This is a genomic window from Mesorhizobium sp. M2A.F.Ca.ET.043.05.1.1 (assembly GCF_003952445.1).
Lineage (GTDB): Bacteria > Pseudomonadota > Alphaproteobacteria > Rhizobiales > Rhizobiaceae > Mesorhizobium.
In genome coordinates, this window is sequence record NZ_CP034446.1 from 5,214,734 (window position 1) to 5,228,730 (window position 13,997).

Here is a 13,997-nt window from a genome sequence, read left to right on the forward strand (position 1 = left end):
CTCGAGGGGGGAGATTCGGCGCTCGCCAGCCGCTGGCATCGGCAAGGCAGTTGCGTTATAGGAACCGGTCTTCCCCGCAGAACCTCGCCATGTCCTTCATTCCCGACACTTCGACGCTCATCCAGTTCGCCATTGCCACCATCATCCTGGCGATCACGCCGGGGCCGGACATGACGCTGTTCGTCTCGCGCACGCTGAGCCAGGGCCGTGCCACCGGCTTCGCCTCGATGGCTGGCGCGCTCACCGGCACGCTGATCCACACAACGCTGGTGGTGGTCGGCATCTCGGCGCTGATCGTCGCTTCGCCGATGGCCTTCTTCGTGCTCAAGATCTTCGGCGCAGGCTATCTGGTGTTTCTGGCCTGGCAGGCGGTGACGAAGGGCTCGGCCTTTTCACCGGAGAAGCGGACAGGCCCGCAGGTCTCGCTGTTCCGCAGCTGGGCGGCCGGGCTCGGCGTCAACCTGCTCAACCCGAAGATCATCCTGTTCTTCATGACCTTCCTGCCGCAATTCGTGTCCGCGCATGATCCGAACGCGTCGGGCAAGCTGTTCTTCCTCGGCGTGATGTTCATCGCGCTGTCAATCCCGGTGACGGCGCCGATGGTGCTGGCGGCGGAAAAGTTCTCGGCGGCGATGAAGGCCAGCCCACGCGTCACCCGCGTGGTCGATTATCTGTTCGGCGGCGTGTTCTCGGCCTTCGCGCTCAAGATCCTGACCGCGCAGGCGAAGTAGCTGTCGCTCGGCGCTTGCGGCAATCGGCAAGGGTTCAGCGATATATCTTCACCGCATGCCTTGCGAGAGCGATCGTCGCCGCGGCAGCGATGAGCGCGCAGACGCCCGGCCATTCCCAATGGCCGTAGATCTTGACGCCGATCCATGAGCCGGCGCTGCCGCCGAGGAAAACTGAGGTCATATAGGCCGTGTTGAGCCTGCTGCGGGCGTCGGGCCGGATCGCGAAGACACGCGCCTGGTTGGCGGTTTGACCGCTTTGCACGGCGATATCGAGAAGCAGCATGCCCGCCGTGAGCGCCAGCAGGCCTGTTGCTCCGCCAAGCGCGCCGCCGAGTAGAACGATCGCCGCCGCGATGCCGGTGACAAAGGCGAGCGGGCTGACGACGTCTGGGCCCTTGCGGTCGATCAGCCGGCCGACGACCGGCGTGCAGAACACGCTGGCCGCGCCGACCAGCGCGATCAGCCCGACCGCTTGGCCGCCGAGATGGTACAGCGGTCCGCCAAGCAGCAAGGCAATGCTTGTCCAGGCGGCGGTAAAGGCGCCGAACATCAGCGCCTGGTAAAGGCAGGAGCGGCGCAGCTCCGGCTCGTCGCGAAAGAGGATGAAGGCCGCCGCGACCAGCGAAGGATAACGCTGCGAAGATGTCGGCGCCGTCCTGGGCAGCACCAGGCCAAGCAGGACGGCGAAGGCGAACAGCGCCGCCGCGGCGACCAAGTACGGTCCGCGCCAGCCGAGTTGCTCGCCGAGAAAGCCGCCGAAGGTGCGGGCCAAAAGAATGCCGGCCAGCAATCCGCTGAGCAGCGTGCCGGTGACCGCCCCGCGCCGCTCCGGCGGCATCAGTCCGGCCGCCATCGGCAGCAGGATCTGCGGCACCACGGTGGTGATGCCCGTCGCCATGCTTGCGACTGCCAGCACCGGCAGCGTCGGCGCCTGGCTGGCGATCAGAAGTGCTGCGGCCGTCAGCGTCAACAGGGTTGCGACAAGCGGACGATGCGGCAGCCGGTCTCCCAACGGCACCAGCAGCAGAAGGCCAAACGCATAGCCAAGTTGGGCGGTGGTGACGACCAGGGCCGCCGTGTCGGCAGGGACGTGCAGGTCGGACGCGATCAGCAGCGTGATCGCCTGGGGAAGTAAATGGTGGCAACGCTTACGCCGCAGGCAATCGAGAGGATGAACAGCAGGCCGGCGCCGAGGCCAGACGGACTGCGCTCGGCTGCTTGATCGAGCCGTTCCGCTACGGCGGCTGCCGAGCCGCCATTCATTTCGCCTTCCGCCACGGCCCTGCTCCTGTCGGTACGATTTTGCCGAAATGTCCCAGCACGGCGGGCCAAATTCGATTCGGACAGCCTGTTCAAGTCGTTGGGTTTTGACATGATCCGCTGCAGAAAAGTCTGCAACTTTTCGTCATCAGCTCAAGGGTCCGCGTCGGGCAACGGGTCGCGGCGCCAGCTTCCGGCCCAACGGCCGGCGGAGAGCCAATAGAAGATGCCGCCGACCATGCCGCAGCCGATCACGGCCAAGCGGGCATTGGTCGCGGTAACATCGAAATTGGCGTCGCCCACATTATGCACGAAGCCGAGGAAGACGATGGCGACGACCGCGCCGCCCAGCGCATAGAACAGCCAGTCGCGCCGGCCAAGCACCTCGGCCGCCAGGATCACGACGGCCGCCGGCATGAAGGCGAAATAGGCGACGAACAGCGCCACGAACGGCACCGAAAAATAGAGCGCCGGCGCGATCGTCGGGTGGCCTGGCTCCAGCGCATAGCCGAAATAGCCGAGGAAAAGCGCGTTGAGAAAGGCGCTCGCCGCCAGCGAGCCGACAATATAGCCAATCAGGATGACGGCGAAGCGGACGAGATAGGCGATGAGGCGCCTCACGCCTCGCCGTGCCCCGCGATCATCATGGCTTCGAGCGCCAGCCGGTCGACTTTGCGCATGCGCTCGGACTCCGACTTGAGCTGGCCGCAGGCGGCGAGGATGTCGCGGCCGCGCGGCGTGCGGATCGGCGAGGCGTAGCCGGCATTGTTTATGTAGTCGGCAAACTTCTCTATCGTCTCCCAGTCCGAGCACTGGTAGTTGGTGCCGGGCCACGGGTTGAACGGGATCAGATTGATCTTGGCCGGAATGCCCTTCAAGAGCTTCACCAGCGCCTTGGCGTCATCGAGGGAATCGTTGACGTCCTTCAGCATCACATATTCGAAGGTGATGCGCTTGGCATTGGAGAGGCCGGGATAGGCCTTGCAGGCGGCGATCAGCTCCTTCAGCGGGAATTTCTTGTTGATCGGCACCAGAAGGTCGCGCAGGTCGTCATTGGTGGCATGCAGCGAGATCGCCAGCATGACGCCGATCTCCTCGCCGGTGCGGGCGATCTCGGGCACGACGCCGGAGGTCGACAGCGTGATCCGTCGCTTCGACAGGGACAGGCCGTCGCCGTCGGAGGCGATCAGCAGCGCCTTCTTCACCGCCTCGAAATTGTAGAGCGGCTCGCCCATGCCCATCATGACGATGTTCGACACTTTGCGCCCTTCGGCCGGGACGATGGCGCCGTCCGGCGTGTCGCGGTCGGGGAAATCGCCGAGCCGGTCGCGCGCGGTGAGCAGTTGCGCCAGGATCTCTTCCGTCGTCAAATTGCGCACCAGCTTCTGCGTGCCGGTGTGGCAGAAGGAGCAGGTCAGCGTGCAGCCGACCTGCGAGGAGATGCAGAGCGTGCCGCGGCCTTCCTCGGGGATGTAGACGGTCTCGATCTCGACGGGACGGCCGGCGCCGCGCGGCGGAAAGCGGAACAGCCATTTGCGCGTGCCGTCGGAAGAAATCTGCTCCTCGACGATCTCCGGCCGCGCGACGGTGAAATGCTTGTCGAGCGTGGCGCGCAATTCCTTGGAGATGTTGAACATATGGGCGAAGTCGGAGACGCCGCGCACATACATCCAGTGCCAGAGCTGCTGGGCGCGCATCTTGGCCTGGCGCTCCGGCACGATGCCGGCGCCGACGAGCGCCTCGCCGAGCTCGGCGCGGGTAAGGCCGATCAGGGACGGCTTTTCTGCCGGGGCTGCGCGGCGCAAGGCGTCACGGGCGCCTTCGGCGGTAAGGTCAAGCGAAATGGTCATGGTGGCGCCAATATAAGCGATTTGCGGCCGATTTCAGCACCGGCCTGACAGGAAGCGCGGCGCATAGCACAGCTTGGCGCCGGAGTCATGCGCCGGGCTTACCCTTGAACTTCCGCCTTGCGGCGATGGCCGCTGACCTGCTGGCCATCTTCCGGATGCAGGAAGAAGAACCCCGGAATGGAAAGCAGCGGGATCACCGCCGTCAGCAGGAACGCCCAATGGAACTGGCTCGCCGTCGGCGCATGCACCTCCCCGGAGACGAGGCCGAGCACCATGGCGGCGATCGAAACGCCGAGCGAGACGCTGAGCTGCTGCAGGACGCCGCCCAGGCTGGTGGCGCGGCTGAGCTTCTCGGCCGGCAGGTCGGCGTAGGACAGCGTGTTGGACGACATGAACTGCGCCGAACGAACAATGCCGAAGCAAAAGACATAGAGGCCGATCAGCCAATGCGGGGTGTCAGCGTCGAGCAGGGCAAAGCCCGCCACGGCAACAGAGCCGACCACGGCGCTGCCGCTCAGCACGGCCTTGAAACCGAAGCGCCGCAGGAAGAAGGACAGAAGCGGCCGCATCAGCAGCGCGCCGAAGCTGCCGACGAAGGTCAGCGATCCGGACGTGACCGGGCTCATGCCGAAGCCGACCTGCAGCGGCAACAGGAACGGCGCGCCGTTGAGGCCGATGCGGCAGAACCCGCCGGCCAGCGTGCCGATCCAGAAGGAGCGGAAGCGGAACAGCGTGAGATCGACCGCGGGCGCCGCGACGCGGCGCGCATAGCGGCTGAAGGCGAAGAGGAGCAGGACCGAGGCCGCCAGCACCAGCATGGTCGCCAGCGGCGAAATGATCGGCCTGCCGATATTCTCCAGGCCGAATTGCAGCAGAGCCGCGCCAGCCCCCACCATGAGAAAACCGGCGAAGTCGAAAGGCTGCGCTTCCCCGCCGTGGAAATCGTCGACGAAGCGCAAGGCGGCGAGAATGCCGATGAGGCCGAACGGCACGTTGACATAGAAGATCCAGCGCCAGGAGGCATAGGTGGTCAAGAGGCCGCCGAGCAGCGGTCCGATGACGGGACCGACGATCGCCGGCAAGGTCATGTAGGTCATGGCGGTGATCAGCCCGCTGCGTGGAAAGGAGCGCAGCAGGATCAGCCGCCCGACCGGCGTCATCATGGCCCCGCCCAGTCCCTGCAGCGCGCGCATGGCCAAAAGCATGCCGACGTTGTCGGCCACGCCGCACAGAACCGAGCCCAGGGTGAAGGTGAAGAGCGCCAGGGCGAAGATCTGCGGGTGCCGAACCGGTCGGCGAACCAGCCGCTGACCGGGATGAACACGGCCAGGGTCAGGATGTAGGTGGTGATCGCCAGATTGAGCCGGACCGGGGTGGTGTCGAGGCTTTGCGCGATGGCCGGAATGGCGGTGGTGAGGATGGTGGAATCGAGCTGTTCCATCAGGAAGGCGATGGCGACGATGGCCGGGATGATCAGCTTGAGGCGGGGGTCGCGGTCGGTCGCAAAGAGATGCTGTTCCAATTGTCCGCCAGTTCCGTCGTGCAGGAAGCGATGACCCGCCCGCGAGCCATCCGCGATCAAGCCGGCGTCGATGTCGTGCGGCCCTGCCGGTCCGGACCCCCACCGCACCGGACTGCTTTATGGCCCGATCGATGCGAAGCGATAGCAATTTCGGCTGGCACAGAGGTCAACAAATCTTGACCTCCTGCCGCGCCGAAATGCGGCGCTGACGGCCGCCGCCTTCTGAAGATCGATCACATATTCGTGTTGGCGTAACCAATCGAGACGCGTCCGCGAACCTGAAAGGGGCGACCATGCCCCTCAACAATGGGAGTTGTTCAGATGCACTCGATCAAGATCGCACTCATTGCCGGCCTCGCCGGTCTTTGCGCCTCGCAGGCCTTCGCCGAGGACACGATGGGCGCCATGACGATGATGAAGGGCGGCCAGGTCACCGCGATCATGCCGGACGGTCACATGGGCACCATGATGCCGGACGCCAAGATGAGCGCCGACATGATGAAGATGGCCAAGCCCATCAAGCATTGCATGATGATGATCACCGACGCCAAGGGCAAGGCCTACATGATCGACACGTCGACCAAGAAGGCCCAGGCGGAATGCGAAAAAATGGCGATGTGACCTCGCCGACAGCGCGTGCCGACCTCCCCGCCGGCCGGCACGCCGGCGGGTTATCCGCCATTGGATCACATCTCCTTGAGCGCCGTTCCTGGACGTTGCCGGCATAGGGTCGGGCTCGTCCTCGCGGGTTGATCGGCGCCGTCATTGTGCTAGGCCGGGCCTACAACGCGAGGCTTGTCATGGCCGGCATATCCCGAAAGTACCCGATGCTGCGGCGTTCTCACGCCATGTGGGTGTCGCGCCGCGTCTGGCAGCCGCGGCTCGTCTTCTGGGCCGGCGCCATCTCAATCGGCCTGATCAGCGTCCTGTTCGCCCTGCTCGCCGACCGCGCGCAGGCCTTGTTCCACGTCATGACCAGCAATGAGGGCGGCTGGCGCTTCTATCTGCCCCTGATCGTGACGCCGCTTGGGTTTGTGCTCTGCGCCTGGCTGGCGCATTCCTTCTTTCCTGGATCGCAAGGCAGCGGCATTCCGCAGGCGATCGCGGCGCGCCATCTGCGCGACGAGGACGATCGCAGCCGCATCCTGTCGCTCAAGCTGGTGGTGGGCAAGATCGCGCTCACCATCGTCGGCCTCGCCTGCGGCGCCTCGATCGGCCGCGAAGGCCCGACGGTGCAGGTCGGCGCCTCGCTGATGCTGCAGGCGGCACGCTGGGGCGGCATGGCGCAGGCGCGCGGGCTGATCCTGGCGGGATCCGCCGCCGGCATAGCCGCCGCCTTCAACACGCCGCTTGCCGGCATCGTCTTCGCCATCGAGGAAATGGGCCGCGCCTATGAGGCGCGCACCAACGGGCTGGTGCTGACGGCGGTGATCCTGGCCGGCCTCGCCTCGCTCGGGCTGCTCGGCAACTACACCTATTTCGGCGTCGCCAGGGACACGGTCGCCTTCGCTTCCGACTGGCCGCTGGTGCTGGCCTGCGGCATCATCGGCGGCGGGGTCGGCGCGCTGTTCTCGCTTTCGGCGTTGAAAGTCATGCGCCGCATCCGGCGCTGGAACGCGCTGCAGCCGCTGCCGCGCGCGCTGGTCGTGGCGGCCGTCTGCGGGTTCGCCGTGGCGGTGATTGGCGCTGCGTCCGGCGGGCTGACCTTCGGCACCGGCTATGCGCAGGCGCGCGGCGCTATCGAAGGCGCGCCGCTGCCGGCCTTCTTCTTCGTGGAAAAGTTCGCCACGGGCCTGCTGTCGATGGTGTCGGGCATTCCGGGCGGCCTCTTTGCGCCGTCGCTGGCGGTGGGCGCGGGACTGGGCAGCACGCTCGGCCTGGTCTTCGGCGCGGCCACTGGCACCGCGGCGCTGCTCGGCATGGCCGGCTATTTCGCCGGCGTCGTGCAGGCGCCGATGACGGCCTTCGTCATCATCCTCGAAATGACCGGCAACCACGACAATGTCATCGCGCTGATGTGCGCGGCGATGCTGGGCTACGGCACGGCCCGGCTCATCTCCAACGAACCTCTTTACCACGCGCTGTCACGGGTCTTCATCGCCGAAGCGATCCGGCGACGCAGGGTTGCCGGGGCAGAACAGCCGCTGTGAAAGCGAAGACCGGATGTGAGCCCCGGCCTGCTTGTCCAAACGCGCCAGCTTATCTGGCAGACGAGATTTCGATTACATTCGGATGATGGCTGAGCAAGAGGTCGAGCGAGGTCGTGTTCTTCACCGTCCGGACAGGATCGGTGCCGACAGTCGGATCATAGATGCTTATGGAAGCCGCCGTGGCGCCAAGGCGCACCGTCACCTGGTCCTGGTCGTTCAACCGTTCGTCCCAGACGACCAGTTGGAACGTCCCGTCGCTGCGCCGCAGGAGAAGATCATGAACCGTCGGAGGCTGGTCCGCGATTGTGTAATCCAACGTGCCGGACGTAGCGACCGTACCCTCGTCAGCCAGAATAGTCGTTACGTTGTGAAGGTAGGTCGCGGCCTTGCGGGGTGAATAATCGGGCCTGAAGAAACCGAACGACTGGTTGCCGGCCTCATCGGTGCGGTCCCTCAGCAGATAGACCGAAGTGTAGGCATAACCACGCTTGAACTGTGCGAAATACAAATTCAACAAATTCAAACCCTGCAACTCTTCGGTGACCGGTCCCTGGATATTGGTTCCCGTCTCGGTCGTGACACGCGGCAGTGTTTCAAGTTGTTCAGGCGGGTAGCCCCGGAACCATTTCGACCATGTCAGACCGAAGTTTCCGAATAGTCCGTCGACCCGCGAAGCATAGGTTGGGTCGGCAGCATCCCACACCTTGTTGTCGGCCGGATAGGGCGAATGCGGGTGGTAGAGGTAGTTGTGTACATTCGCGTAGTCCGCATATCTGGTGCCGTCCGGCATCAAGGTTTCAGCGTCCTGAGGAATTGCAAGAAACTGAAGGCCAACGTTGTCATTTTGCGCTCCCGGTTCCGAAATCGACCACACGGGGTACTTCGCCAGCGCCGGATCCGTCTTGACCGCGTGGTAAAGGTCTCGCTGCAATTTCGCGACCGCCCTCCAGGAATACCCGCGCCCGCCGCCTTTCTCGCCTTGATACTCAACAGGCCAGTTGTTTGGCTCGTTGTTGCCCTCAAAGGCCAGCAGCGCGTTGGCCTGCGCCAATACCTTACCGGTTTCTATCAACTTCTTCAGGTCGGACCCACCGCTCACCAGTCCCCAACTCAGCCGGGCGCCGGTTTGCCGATGCAGTTCCAGAAAGGTCTGCATGGTCGTGGGGCCGTTGTCAGTTAACCCCTCTATTCCCGCCCTCACCCACCGGAAGCCGCAATAGCGGACCATCTCGACGGTCTTGGCCAAAGGCTGCCCGCGGTCAGGAAATGTGCTGACGACGCCGATGCTGTTCAGAAAATCCGCGGTCGGAACGGCGGCTCTTGGGTCGGCACGCGAATCCTGAGACCAAAGAGCCAACATCGCGGCGATCGCAAGACACTGGTGTTGGGTGCTCACGAAAGGGTTCCTTCCGGTCCGCTCGCGGGGAATATGGCTCGGCCTCGGATTGTCCTCATCTCGCCGGTCTGAGCCATACATGCCCACCATAGCAACCAGCGTTGCTTGCCGTAACACCCATTCCGCTATTCATCTACAAAATAGCCGTAGGGTCTGATGCTCATTTCATGAAAACGCCGACCCGCTCTCCGATGCGCAATTGCGCATCGAATCCGTTCCACATTCTTTCCGGAAATTGCTCTCAAATGAAAACGGCCGGGCTTGCGGCCCGGCCATCGGATTCAGACTCGGTCTCTGCCTACTTGCACTTGGCGATCGAGGCCAGCGCGGCCGATATGCCCTTCAGCGAGAAGACATAGGAGGTGGGGTTGCCGCGGCCCGACTTGGCCGACACCTTCATGTCGGTGCCGGTCTTCATGGCGGCGATCAGCACCGGCTCCTCGGCGGCGTTCTCCACCCAGGCCGACTTGCCGCGGGTGAACATCGAGAAGCTCTTCTTGTCGATGGTGACGGTGGCCTTCGAGCCCTCCTGGAAGTTGTAGCCGGCGATGAACTGCGGCTCGTAGGAAACCTGCTGTCCGGGACGCTGGCTGACGAAGAAGAACATGTCGCCATGGTCGAGCGACGGCGGCTGCTTGTCGGTCGGCACGGTCAGCACATAGCAGACCTTGCCGGCCTGCGACTGATAGCTGTAGGTGCCCCAGGCGTTGTGCTGGCCGATCTTGGTCGCCTGCTGCGCCAGCGCTGGCGCCGCGAAAGCGGCCGCCAGGACCAGGCTGGAAACTATAGCAATCAATCCGCGCATCGTTCTTCCCGTATTCCAAATGGTGCGGAGGCGGGCCGCGTGGCGTCCTGCCGTCGCTTCATTTTGATTTAATCAGGGTTACCAAACGGTGAATCGTCCTCGATAAAAGGAACTCACCCCAGGAAACCGCCCACCCAAGGCACATCACGCCGAAGGGTTCGAGCGACGTGCTTTGGGTCTCTTTTCTTGTGCATGTCGTTACCCAAAAACCGCTACGCAGTTTTGGGCGACATGCGGTCGCGCCGCCACCGTTGAAAGCGGCTGGCGCGACGTCCCGGCGCGGAGTTGGATGCCACGAAAACGGCAAGAGTTTGTCTTTTCGCACGCGCTGATTTGCGGGCTGAGCAAGCCGCCGTCAGCCCCTGTCGGCCAGCGCGTCCTTGGCGGCCTGCCTGTGGGCAGGCGTGATATGGGCGCTGACGGCGGCGATCGCGGCGGTCAGCACGGCAAGGTCGTCGGTGTAGCCGAGGCCGACGACGAAATCGGGAATGAAATCGAACGGCAGGACGAAATAGCCAAGCGCACCGAGCAGCGTGGCCTTGGCGCGCAGCGGCGTGTCCTTGTCCATGGCGCAGTAATAGGCGGCGACGACTTCGTCCATGAACGGAATCTGCCGCGCCGCCTTCTTGGCGGTGCGCCAGAATTTGTCACGGATCTCGCCTTCGCCGGCAAGCTTGTCGCCGAAGCCGAAGAAATCGAAACCGGAACCTTGCGTCATCAATCGCTCCTTGGCGGCCGCGCGGCAACCCATGCGTGCTGACCCGCCGCGAAAGATGTGGTGAAAGCGGGGGCTGCTGCAAGAGTTGGGGGGTTGGTTGGGCGGAAAATCGGACTCGGCAGCGCTGGCGATGTGTAGCCGAGTTGGCAACGCAACGTTGGGGATTGGCCGGAACGCCCTCCCGTCGTCATTCTATGGCGGAGCAAGGAGCGAAGCGACGCGCGCAGACCATAGAATCCATGCCGGTACGCTGAGGCGCGGCCACGGTGCAGAATTCTGCTCCGCTGCTTTCTTCGACCCAGATCACGGAATGGATCCTCGGGTCTGCGCTCCGCTTCGCGTCGCTCCGCCCGTGGATGACGAAAGTCGCGGGCTTCGGCAATCGCGAACGTTCGCCATGGTCTGCACCGCCGTGACGCTCATAGGTCACGGAATGGATTCCAGGGTCTGCGCGCGTCGCTTCGCTCCTTGCTCCGCCCTGGAATGACGAAGTGAGGCGAGGCCCTTCGCCCTTAGTGAAAATACCGGTTCATCCGCTTGGCCAGCTCGATATCGAGCGCCGTCACGCCGCCGGCGTCATGCGTGTTCAGCGTCACGTCCACGGTCTTGTAGACATTGGACCAATCCGGGTGATGGTCCATCTTCTCGGCGGCCAGCGCCACGCGGGTCATGAAGGCGAAGGCCTCGGAGAAATTCTTGAAGACGAAGCTGCGCTTGATCGAGGCGCCGTCGGCGGCGAGCGACCAGCCGTCGAGCTCGGCCAGAGCGGCGGCGATCGCGTCCTTGCTTAGTTTTTCTCTCGTCATGATGATTTCCCGTGCTATCTCGATTTTCACCCTCACCATAATGCAAGTCGCCCAAAGCTGCCTTGCGGTTTTGGGGTTCCAAATGCACAAATGGCGCATATCGCATGAGCATTAAGCCGATAAATTCCGTTCTGTTCGTCTGTCTCGGCAATATCTGCCGTTCGCCGCTGGCCGAGGGCGTGTTTCGCGCCGTCTGGGCCGAGCGTGGCCGGGGCCACGAAATGCTGCTCGATTCGGCCGGGACCGGCGGCTGGCATGCCGGCCAGGAGCCGGACCGGCGCTCGATCGCGGTGGCCGCGAAGCATGGCGTCGACATTTCAGGGCAAAGGGCACGCAAGGTGCTGCCGGAGGATTTTTCGCGCTTCGACCTGATCCTCGGCATGGACCGGGCGAATGTGCGCGACCTCAAGGCGCTGGCGCCGCCGGCCGCGCGGGACCGCGTCCATCTTTATCTGGATTTCGCCGTGGGCAGGGCCGCGGACGTGCCGGATCCCTATTATGACGGCGCCGAGGCCTTCGCCTCGGTCTACCGCATGATCCGCGAGGCGTCGGAGGCGCTGGCGAAGCGGCTCGAGGCGAGCGTTTCGCCGACCAGCGGCCAGGCTTCCTCGACGATGTAGGGGCCGCCGCCGACCGAATCGCGCGACGACATCAGCACGAAGCGGCCGACACGGAAGGGCAACGCGGCGAAATTGCCGCGCGCCGAAAGATATTGCGCGACATCGAGCGGGCTTGCATTGCGCAGGCGCGCCAGCGTCACATGCGGCGAGAATTTGCGCGGGTCGGCCGGCAGGCCGAGCCGCTGGCAGATGCGGTCGATCTCGCCCTGCAGCGCCGTCAGGTCCGGCGAGGCGGACACGCCGGCCCACACCGCATGGGGCTTCTTGCCGCCGAAGGCGCCGACGCCCGAGAGCGTCATCTGGAATGAGGGGCGGTGAACCCTGTCGAGGGCGTTGGCGATCTCGTCGGCGACATGGCCTTCGATATCGCCGATGAAGCGCAGCGTCAGATGGTAGTTTTCGACATCGATCCAGCGCGCCCCGGGCAGCCCGCCCCGGAGCAGGGACAAGGAGAGAGCGGCATCACGCGGAATTTCGAGGGCGGTGAAAAGACGTGGCATGTGAAGCCTCCTGTCCTCGAATCGAAACTCTCAGCCCTAGCGAATCATCGATATCAGCGCGGGGCAAGCGGTTTGTTGTCCACAATGTTTCCCCAGCGGAAAGCGTGGCTTTTCGGTCTCACGACGCACCGCCATTCGCGGCAATGGCCTTCTCGACCATGGGAAGGATACGCTCGACCATGATGTCGACCCCCTTGGGATTGGGATGCAGGCCGTCTTCCAGCTGCATGTCGGCGTGGCCGGCGACGCCGTCGAGGAAGAACGGATAGAGCGGGAGGCCGTATTTCTCGGCGAGCCGCGGATAGATGGCGTCGAACGCCTTCTGGTAGTCGGCGCCGAGATTGGGCGCGGCGCGCATGCCGGCCAGAAGCACCGCAATATTGCGCTGCTTCAGCTTGCCCAGCATGGCGTCGAGGTTCTTCTCAACGATGTCGGGCGAAAGACCGCGCAGCATGTCGTTGGCGCCGAGCTCGAGGATCACCAGCCTTGTGCCGTCCGGCACCGACCAGTCGAGCCGCGCCAGCCCGCCGCTCGAGGTGTCGCCGGATACGCCGGCATTGGCCACGGTGACGTCGAGGCCCTTCGCCTTCAAGGCTGCCTGCAGCCTGTCGGTGAAACCCTGGCCGGGGGCGAGACTGTAGCCCGCCATCAGACTGTCGCCGAAGCCGACGATGGTGAAGGTGGCGGCGCGCGCCGACGAAATGGCGCCGCAAAGGCCAAGGAAAAGGATGAGGCCTGCGAAAACGACTGGGGCTGTGGCAAAACGATGTTTGAATGCCATGCGGCGAGCCCCATATGACCGGAACAACCCAAGGAAGGAGACACGGGCCGTCTCCTTTTTCCACATATAGGGCGCTTTTATTGTGACAGAAGCCGTCATCGCGTTGAGGGACGTATCGCTGACGCTCGGCGAGGGCGCGTCCTCCGTCCATGTGCTGAAGGGCGTGAGCCTGGACGTCGCGGCCGGGCAAGCCACCGGCATTGTCGGCCCATCGGGCTCGGGCAAGTCGACGCTGCTGATGGTTCTTGCCGGCCTGGAAAGGGTCGATTCGGGCACGGTTCGGATCGCCGGCGAGCTGATCAACGGCAGAAGTGAAGATCAGATCGCTTCGTTTCGGGGGCGAAATATTGGCATCGTGTTCCAGTCCTTCCATCTCATCCCCAACATGACGGCGCTGGAGAATGTCGCGGTGCCGCTCGAGCTCGCCGGCCATGCCGACCCGTTCGGGGTGGCCGCCCGCGAGCTCGCGGCGGTCGGGCTGAGCGATCGCGTGACGCATTATCCGGGCGAGCTTTCCGGCGGCGAGCAGCAGCGCGTGGCGATCGCCCGGGCGCTGGCGCCCTCGCCGCGCATCCTCATCGCCGACGAGCCGACCGGCAATCTCGACCAGGCGACGGGAAAGCAGATCGCCGATCTTCTGTTCGCCAAGGCGGCGGAACGCGGCATGACGCTGGTGCTGGTAACGCACGATCCGGCGCTCGCCGCGCGCTGCGCGCGCCAGGTGTCGATGCGCTCAGGGCGGATCGAGGACGCTGCTCAGCTTAAAGTGACGGCATAATCACATGGCGGAGACCCCCTCATCCGGCCCTTCGGGCCACCTTCTCCCCAAGGAGAGAAGAGATCGCCGAGGCCGGCACC

The 13,997-nt window shown here is 64.3% G+C and carries 17 protein-coding genes; 5 read left to right on the forward strand and 12 right to left on the reverse strand.

Annotated features, from left to right (window positions below; all coding sequences use genetic code 11):
* Positions 1-89: 89 nt before the first annotated feature.
* The gene (locus EJ069_RS25230; RefSeq protein WP_126063618.1) at positions 90-731 is read left to right on the forward strand and encodes a LysE family translocator; all 642 of its coding nucleotides are present in this window, start codon (positions 90-92) and stop codon (positions 729-731) included.
* A gap of 34 nt (positions 732-765) precedes the next feature.
* Here EJ069_RS25230 and EJ069_RS25235 read toward each other — a convergent pair whose 3' ends face one another.
* The 6 genes from EJ069_RS25235 to EJ069_RS33380 all read right to left on the reverse strand — a co-directional run bounded on the left by EJ069_RS25235 (position 766) and on the right by EJ069_RS33380 (position 5,423).
* Positions 766-1,890 carry an MFS transporter gene (locus EJ069_RS25235; protein ID WP_348639375.1) on the reverse strand — a complete coding sequence of 375 codons (1,125 nt, stop codon included), beginning with the start codon at positions 1,888-1,890 and terminating at the stop codon, positions 766-768.
* On the reverse strand, positions 1,839-2,009 hold the full coding sequence (locus EJ069_RS33375; protein ID WP_245456266.1) for a hypothetical protein: 171 nt from the start codon (positions 2,007-2,009) through the stop codon (positions 1,839-1,841). Before EJ069_RS33375 ends, EJ069_RS25235 begins: the two co-directional genes overlap by 52 nt.
* A gap of 135 nt (positions 2,010-2,144) precedes the next feature.
* The gene (locus EJ069_RS25240) at positions 2,145-2,612 is read right to left on the reverse strand and encodes a hypothetical protein (protein WP_126063619.1); all 468 of its coding nucleotides are present in this window, start codon (positions 2,610-2,612) and stop codon (positions 2,145-2,147) included.
* Positions 2,609-3,841 (reverse strand): 23S rRNA (adenine(2503)-C(2))-methyltransferase RlmN, encoded by a 1,233-nt coding sequence (rlmN, locus tag EJ069_RS25245; protein WP_126063620.1) that lies wholly within the window; start codon positions 3,839-3,841, stop codon positions 2,609-2,611. Before rlmN ends, EJ069_RS25240 begins: the two co-directional genes overlap by 4 nt.
* Before the next feature lie 98 nt (positions 3,842-3,939).
* Complete coding sequence (locus tag EJ069_RS25250) at positions 3,940-5,115, reverse strand: MFS transporter (RefSeq protein ID WP_245456709.1); 1,176 nt, start codon at positions 5,113-5,115, stop codon at positions 3,940-3,942.
* A complete protein-coding gene (locus EJ069_RS33380) occupies positions 5,001-5,423 on the reverse strand; it encodes an MFS transporter (protein WP_245456711.1) in 423 nt (140 codons plus the stop codon). Before EJ069_RS33380 ends, EJ069_RS25250 begins: the two co-directional genes overlap by 115 nt.
* Positions 5,424-5,684: 261 nt before the next feature.
* Between EJ069_RS33380 and EJ069_RS25255 the strand changes: the two genes are divergently transcribed.
* Positions 5,685-5,984, forward strand: coding sequence for a hypothetical protein (locus EJ069_RS25255; protein ID WP_126063621.1), 300 nt, complete (start codon positions 5,685-5,687; stop codon positions 5,982-5,984).
* 179 nt (positions 5,985-6,163) lie between these two features.
* Positions 6,164-7,513, forward strand: a complete 1,350-nt coding sequence (locus tag EJ069_RS25260) for a chloride channel protein (RefSeq protein WP_126063622.1) — start codon at positions 6,164-6,166, stop codon at positions 7,511-7,513.
* 49 nt (positions 7,514-7,562) lie between these two features.
* Here the strand turns inward: EJ069_RS25260 and EJ069_RS25265 are convergent, their stop codons facing one another.
* The 4 genes from EJ069_RS25265 to EJ069_RS25280 form a co-directional block, all read right to left on the reverse strand.
* Positions 7,563-8,909: a glycosyl hydrolase gene (locus EJ069_RS25265; RefSeq protein ID WP_126063623.1), complete on the reverse strand. Its 1,347-nt coding sequence runs from the start codon at positions 8,907-8,909 to the stop codon at positions 7,563-7,565.
* A gap of 298 nt (positions 8,910-9,207) precedes the next feature.
* The gene (locus EJ069_RS25270; RefSeq protein ID WP_042645424.1) at positions 9,208-9,714 is read right to left on the reverse strand and encodes an invasion associated locus B family protein; all 507 of its coding nucleotides are present in this window, start codon (positions 9,712-9,714) and stop codon (positions 9,208-9,210) included.
* Positions 9,715-10,069: 355 nt separating this feature from the next.
* Complete coding sequence (locus tag EJ069_RS25275) at positions 10,070-10,432, reverse strand: YkvA family protein (RefSeq protein WP_126063624.1); 363 nt, start codon at positions 10,430-10,432, stop codon at positions 10,070-10,072.
* A gap of 512 nt (positions 10,433-10,944) precedes the next feature.
* Positions 10,945-11,238: a 4a-hydroxytetrahydrobiopterin dehydratase gene (locus EJ069_RS25280; RefSeq protein WP_112129091.1), complete on the reverse strand. Its 294-nt coding sequence runs from the start codon at positions 11,236-11,238 to the stop codon at positions 10,945-10,947.
* A 104-nt stretch (positions 11,239-11,342) separates the two neighbouring features.
* On the opposite strand from EJ069_RS25280, the gene EJ069_RS25285 reads away from it, so the two are divergent.
* Entirely contained in the window at positions 11,343-11,858 is a 516-nt protein-coding gene (locus EJ069_RS25285) for a low molecular weight protein-tyrosine-phosphatase (protein WP_126063625.1), read from the forward strand.
* Here the strand turns inward: EJ069_RS25285 and thpR are convergent.
* Both thpR and EJ069_RS25295 read right to left on the reverse strand, forming a co-directional pair.
* Positions 11,765-12,358 carry an RNA 2',3'-cyclic phosphodiesterase gene (gene thpR, locus EJ069_RS25290; RefSeq protein WP_126063626.1) on the reverse strand — a complete coding sequence of 198 codons (594 nt, stop codon included), beginning with the start codon at positions 12,356-12,358 and terminating at the stop codon, positions 11,765-11,767. The two genes, EJ069_RS25285 and thpR, sit on opposite strands and share 94 nt — an antisense overlap.
* Before the next feature lie 118 nt (positions 12,359-12,476).
* Positions 12,477-13,139 (reverse strand): arylesterase, encoded by a 663-nt coding sequence (locus tag EJ069_RS25295; RefSeq protein WP_126063627.1) that lies wholly within the window; start codon positions 13,137-13,139, stop codon positions 12,477-12,479.
* A gap of 82 nt (positions 13,140-13,221) precedes the next feature.
* Here EJ069_RS25295 and EJ069_RS25300 point away from each other — a divergent pair, with 82 nt between their 5' ends.
* Positions 13,222-13,917 (forward strand): ABC transporter ATP-binding protein, encoded by a 696-nt coding sequence (locus EJ069_RS25300; protein ID WP_126063628.1) that lies wholly within the window; start codon positions 13,222-13,224, stop codon positions 13,915-13,917.
* Positions 13,918-13,997 lie beyond the last annotated feature (80 nt).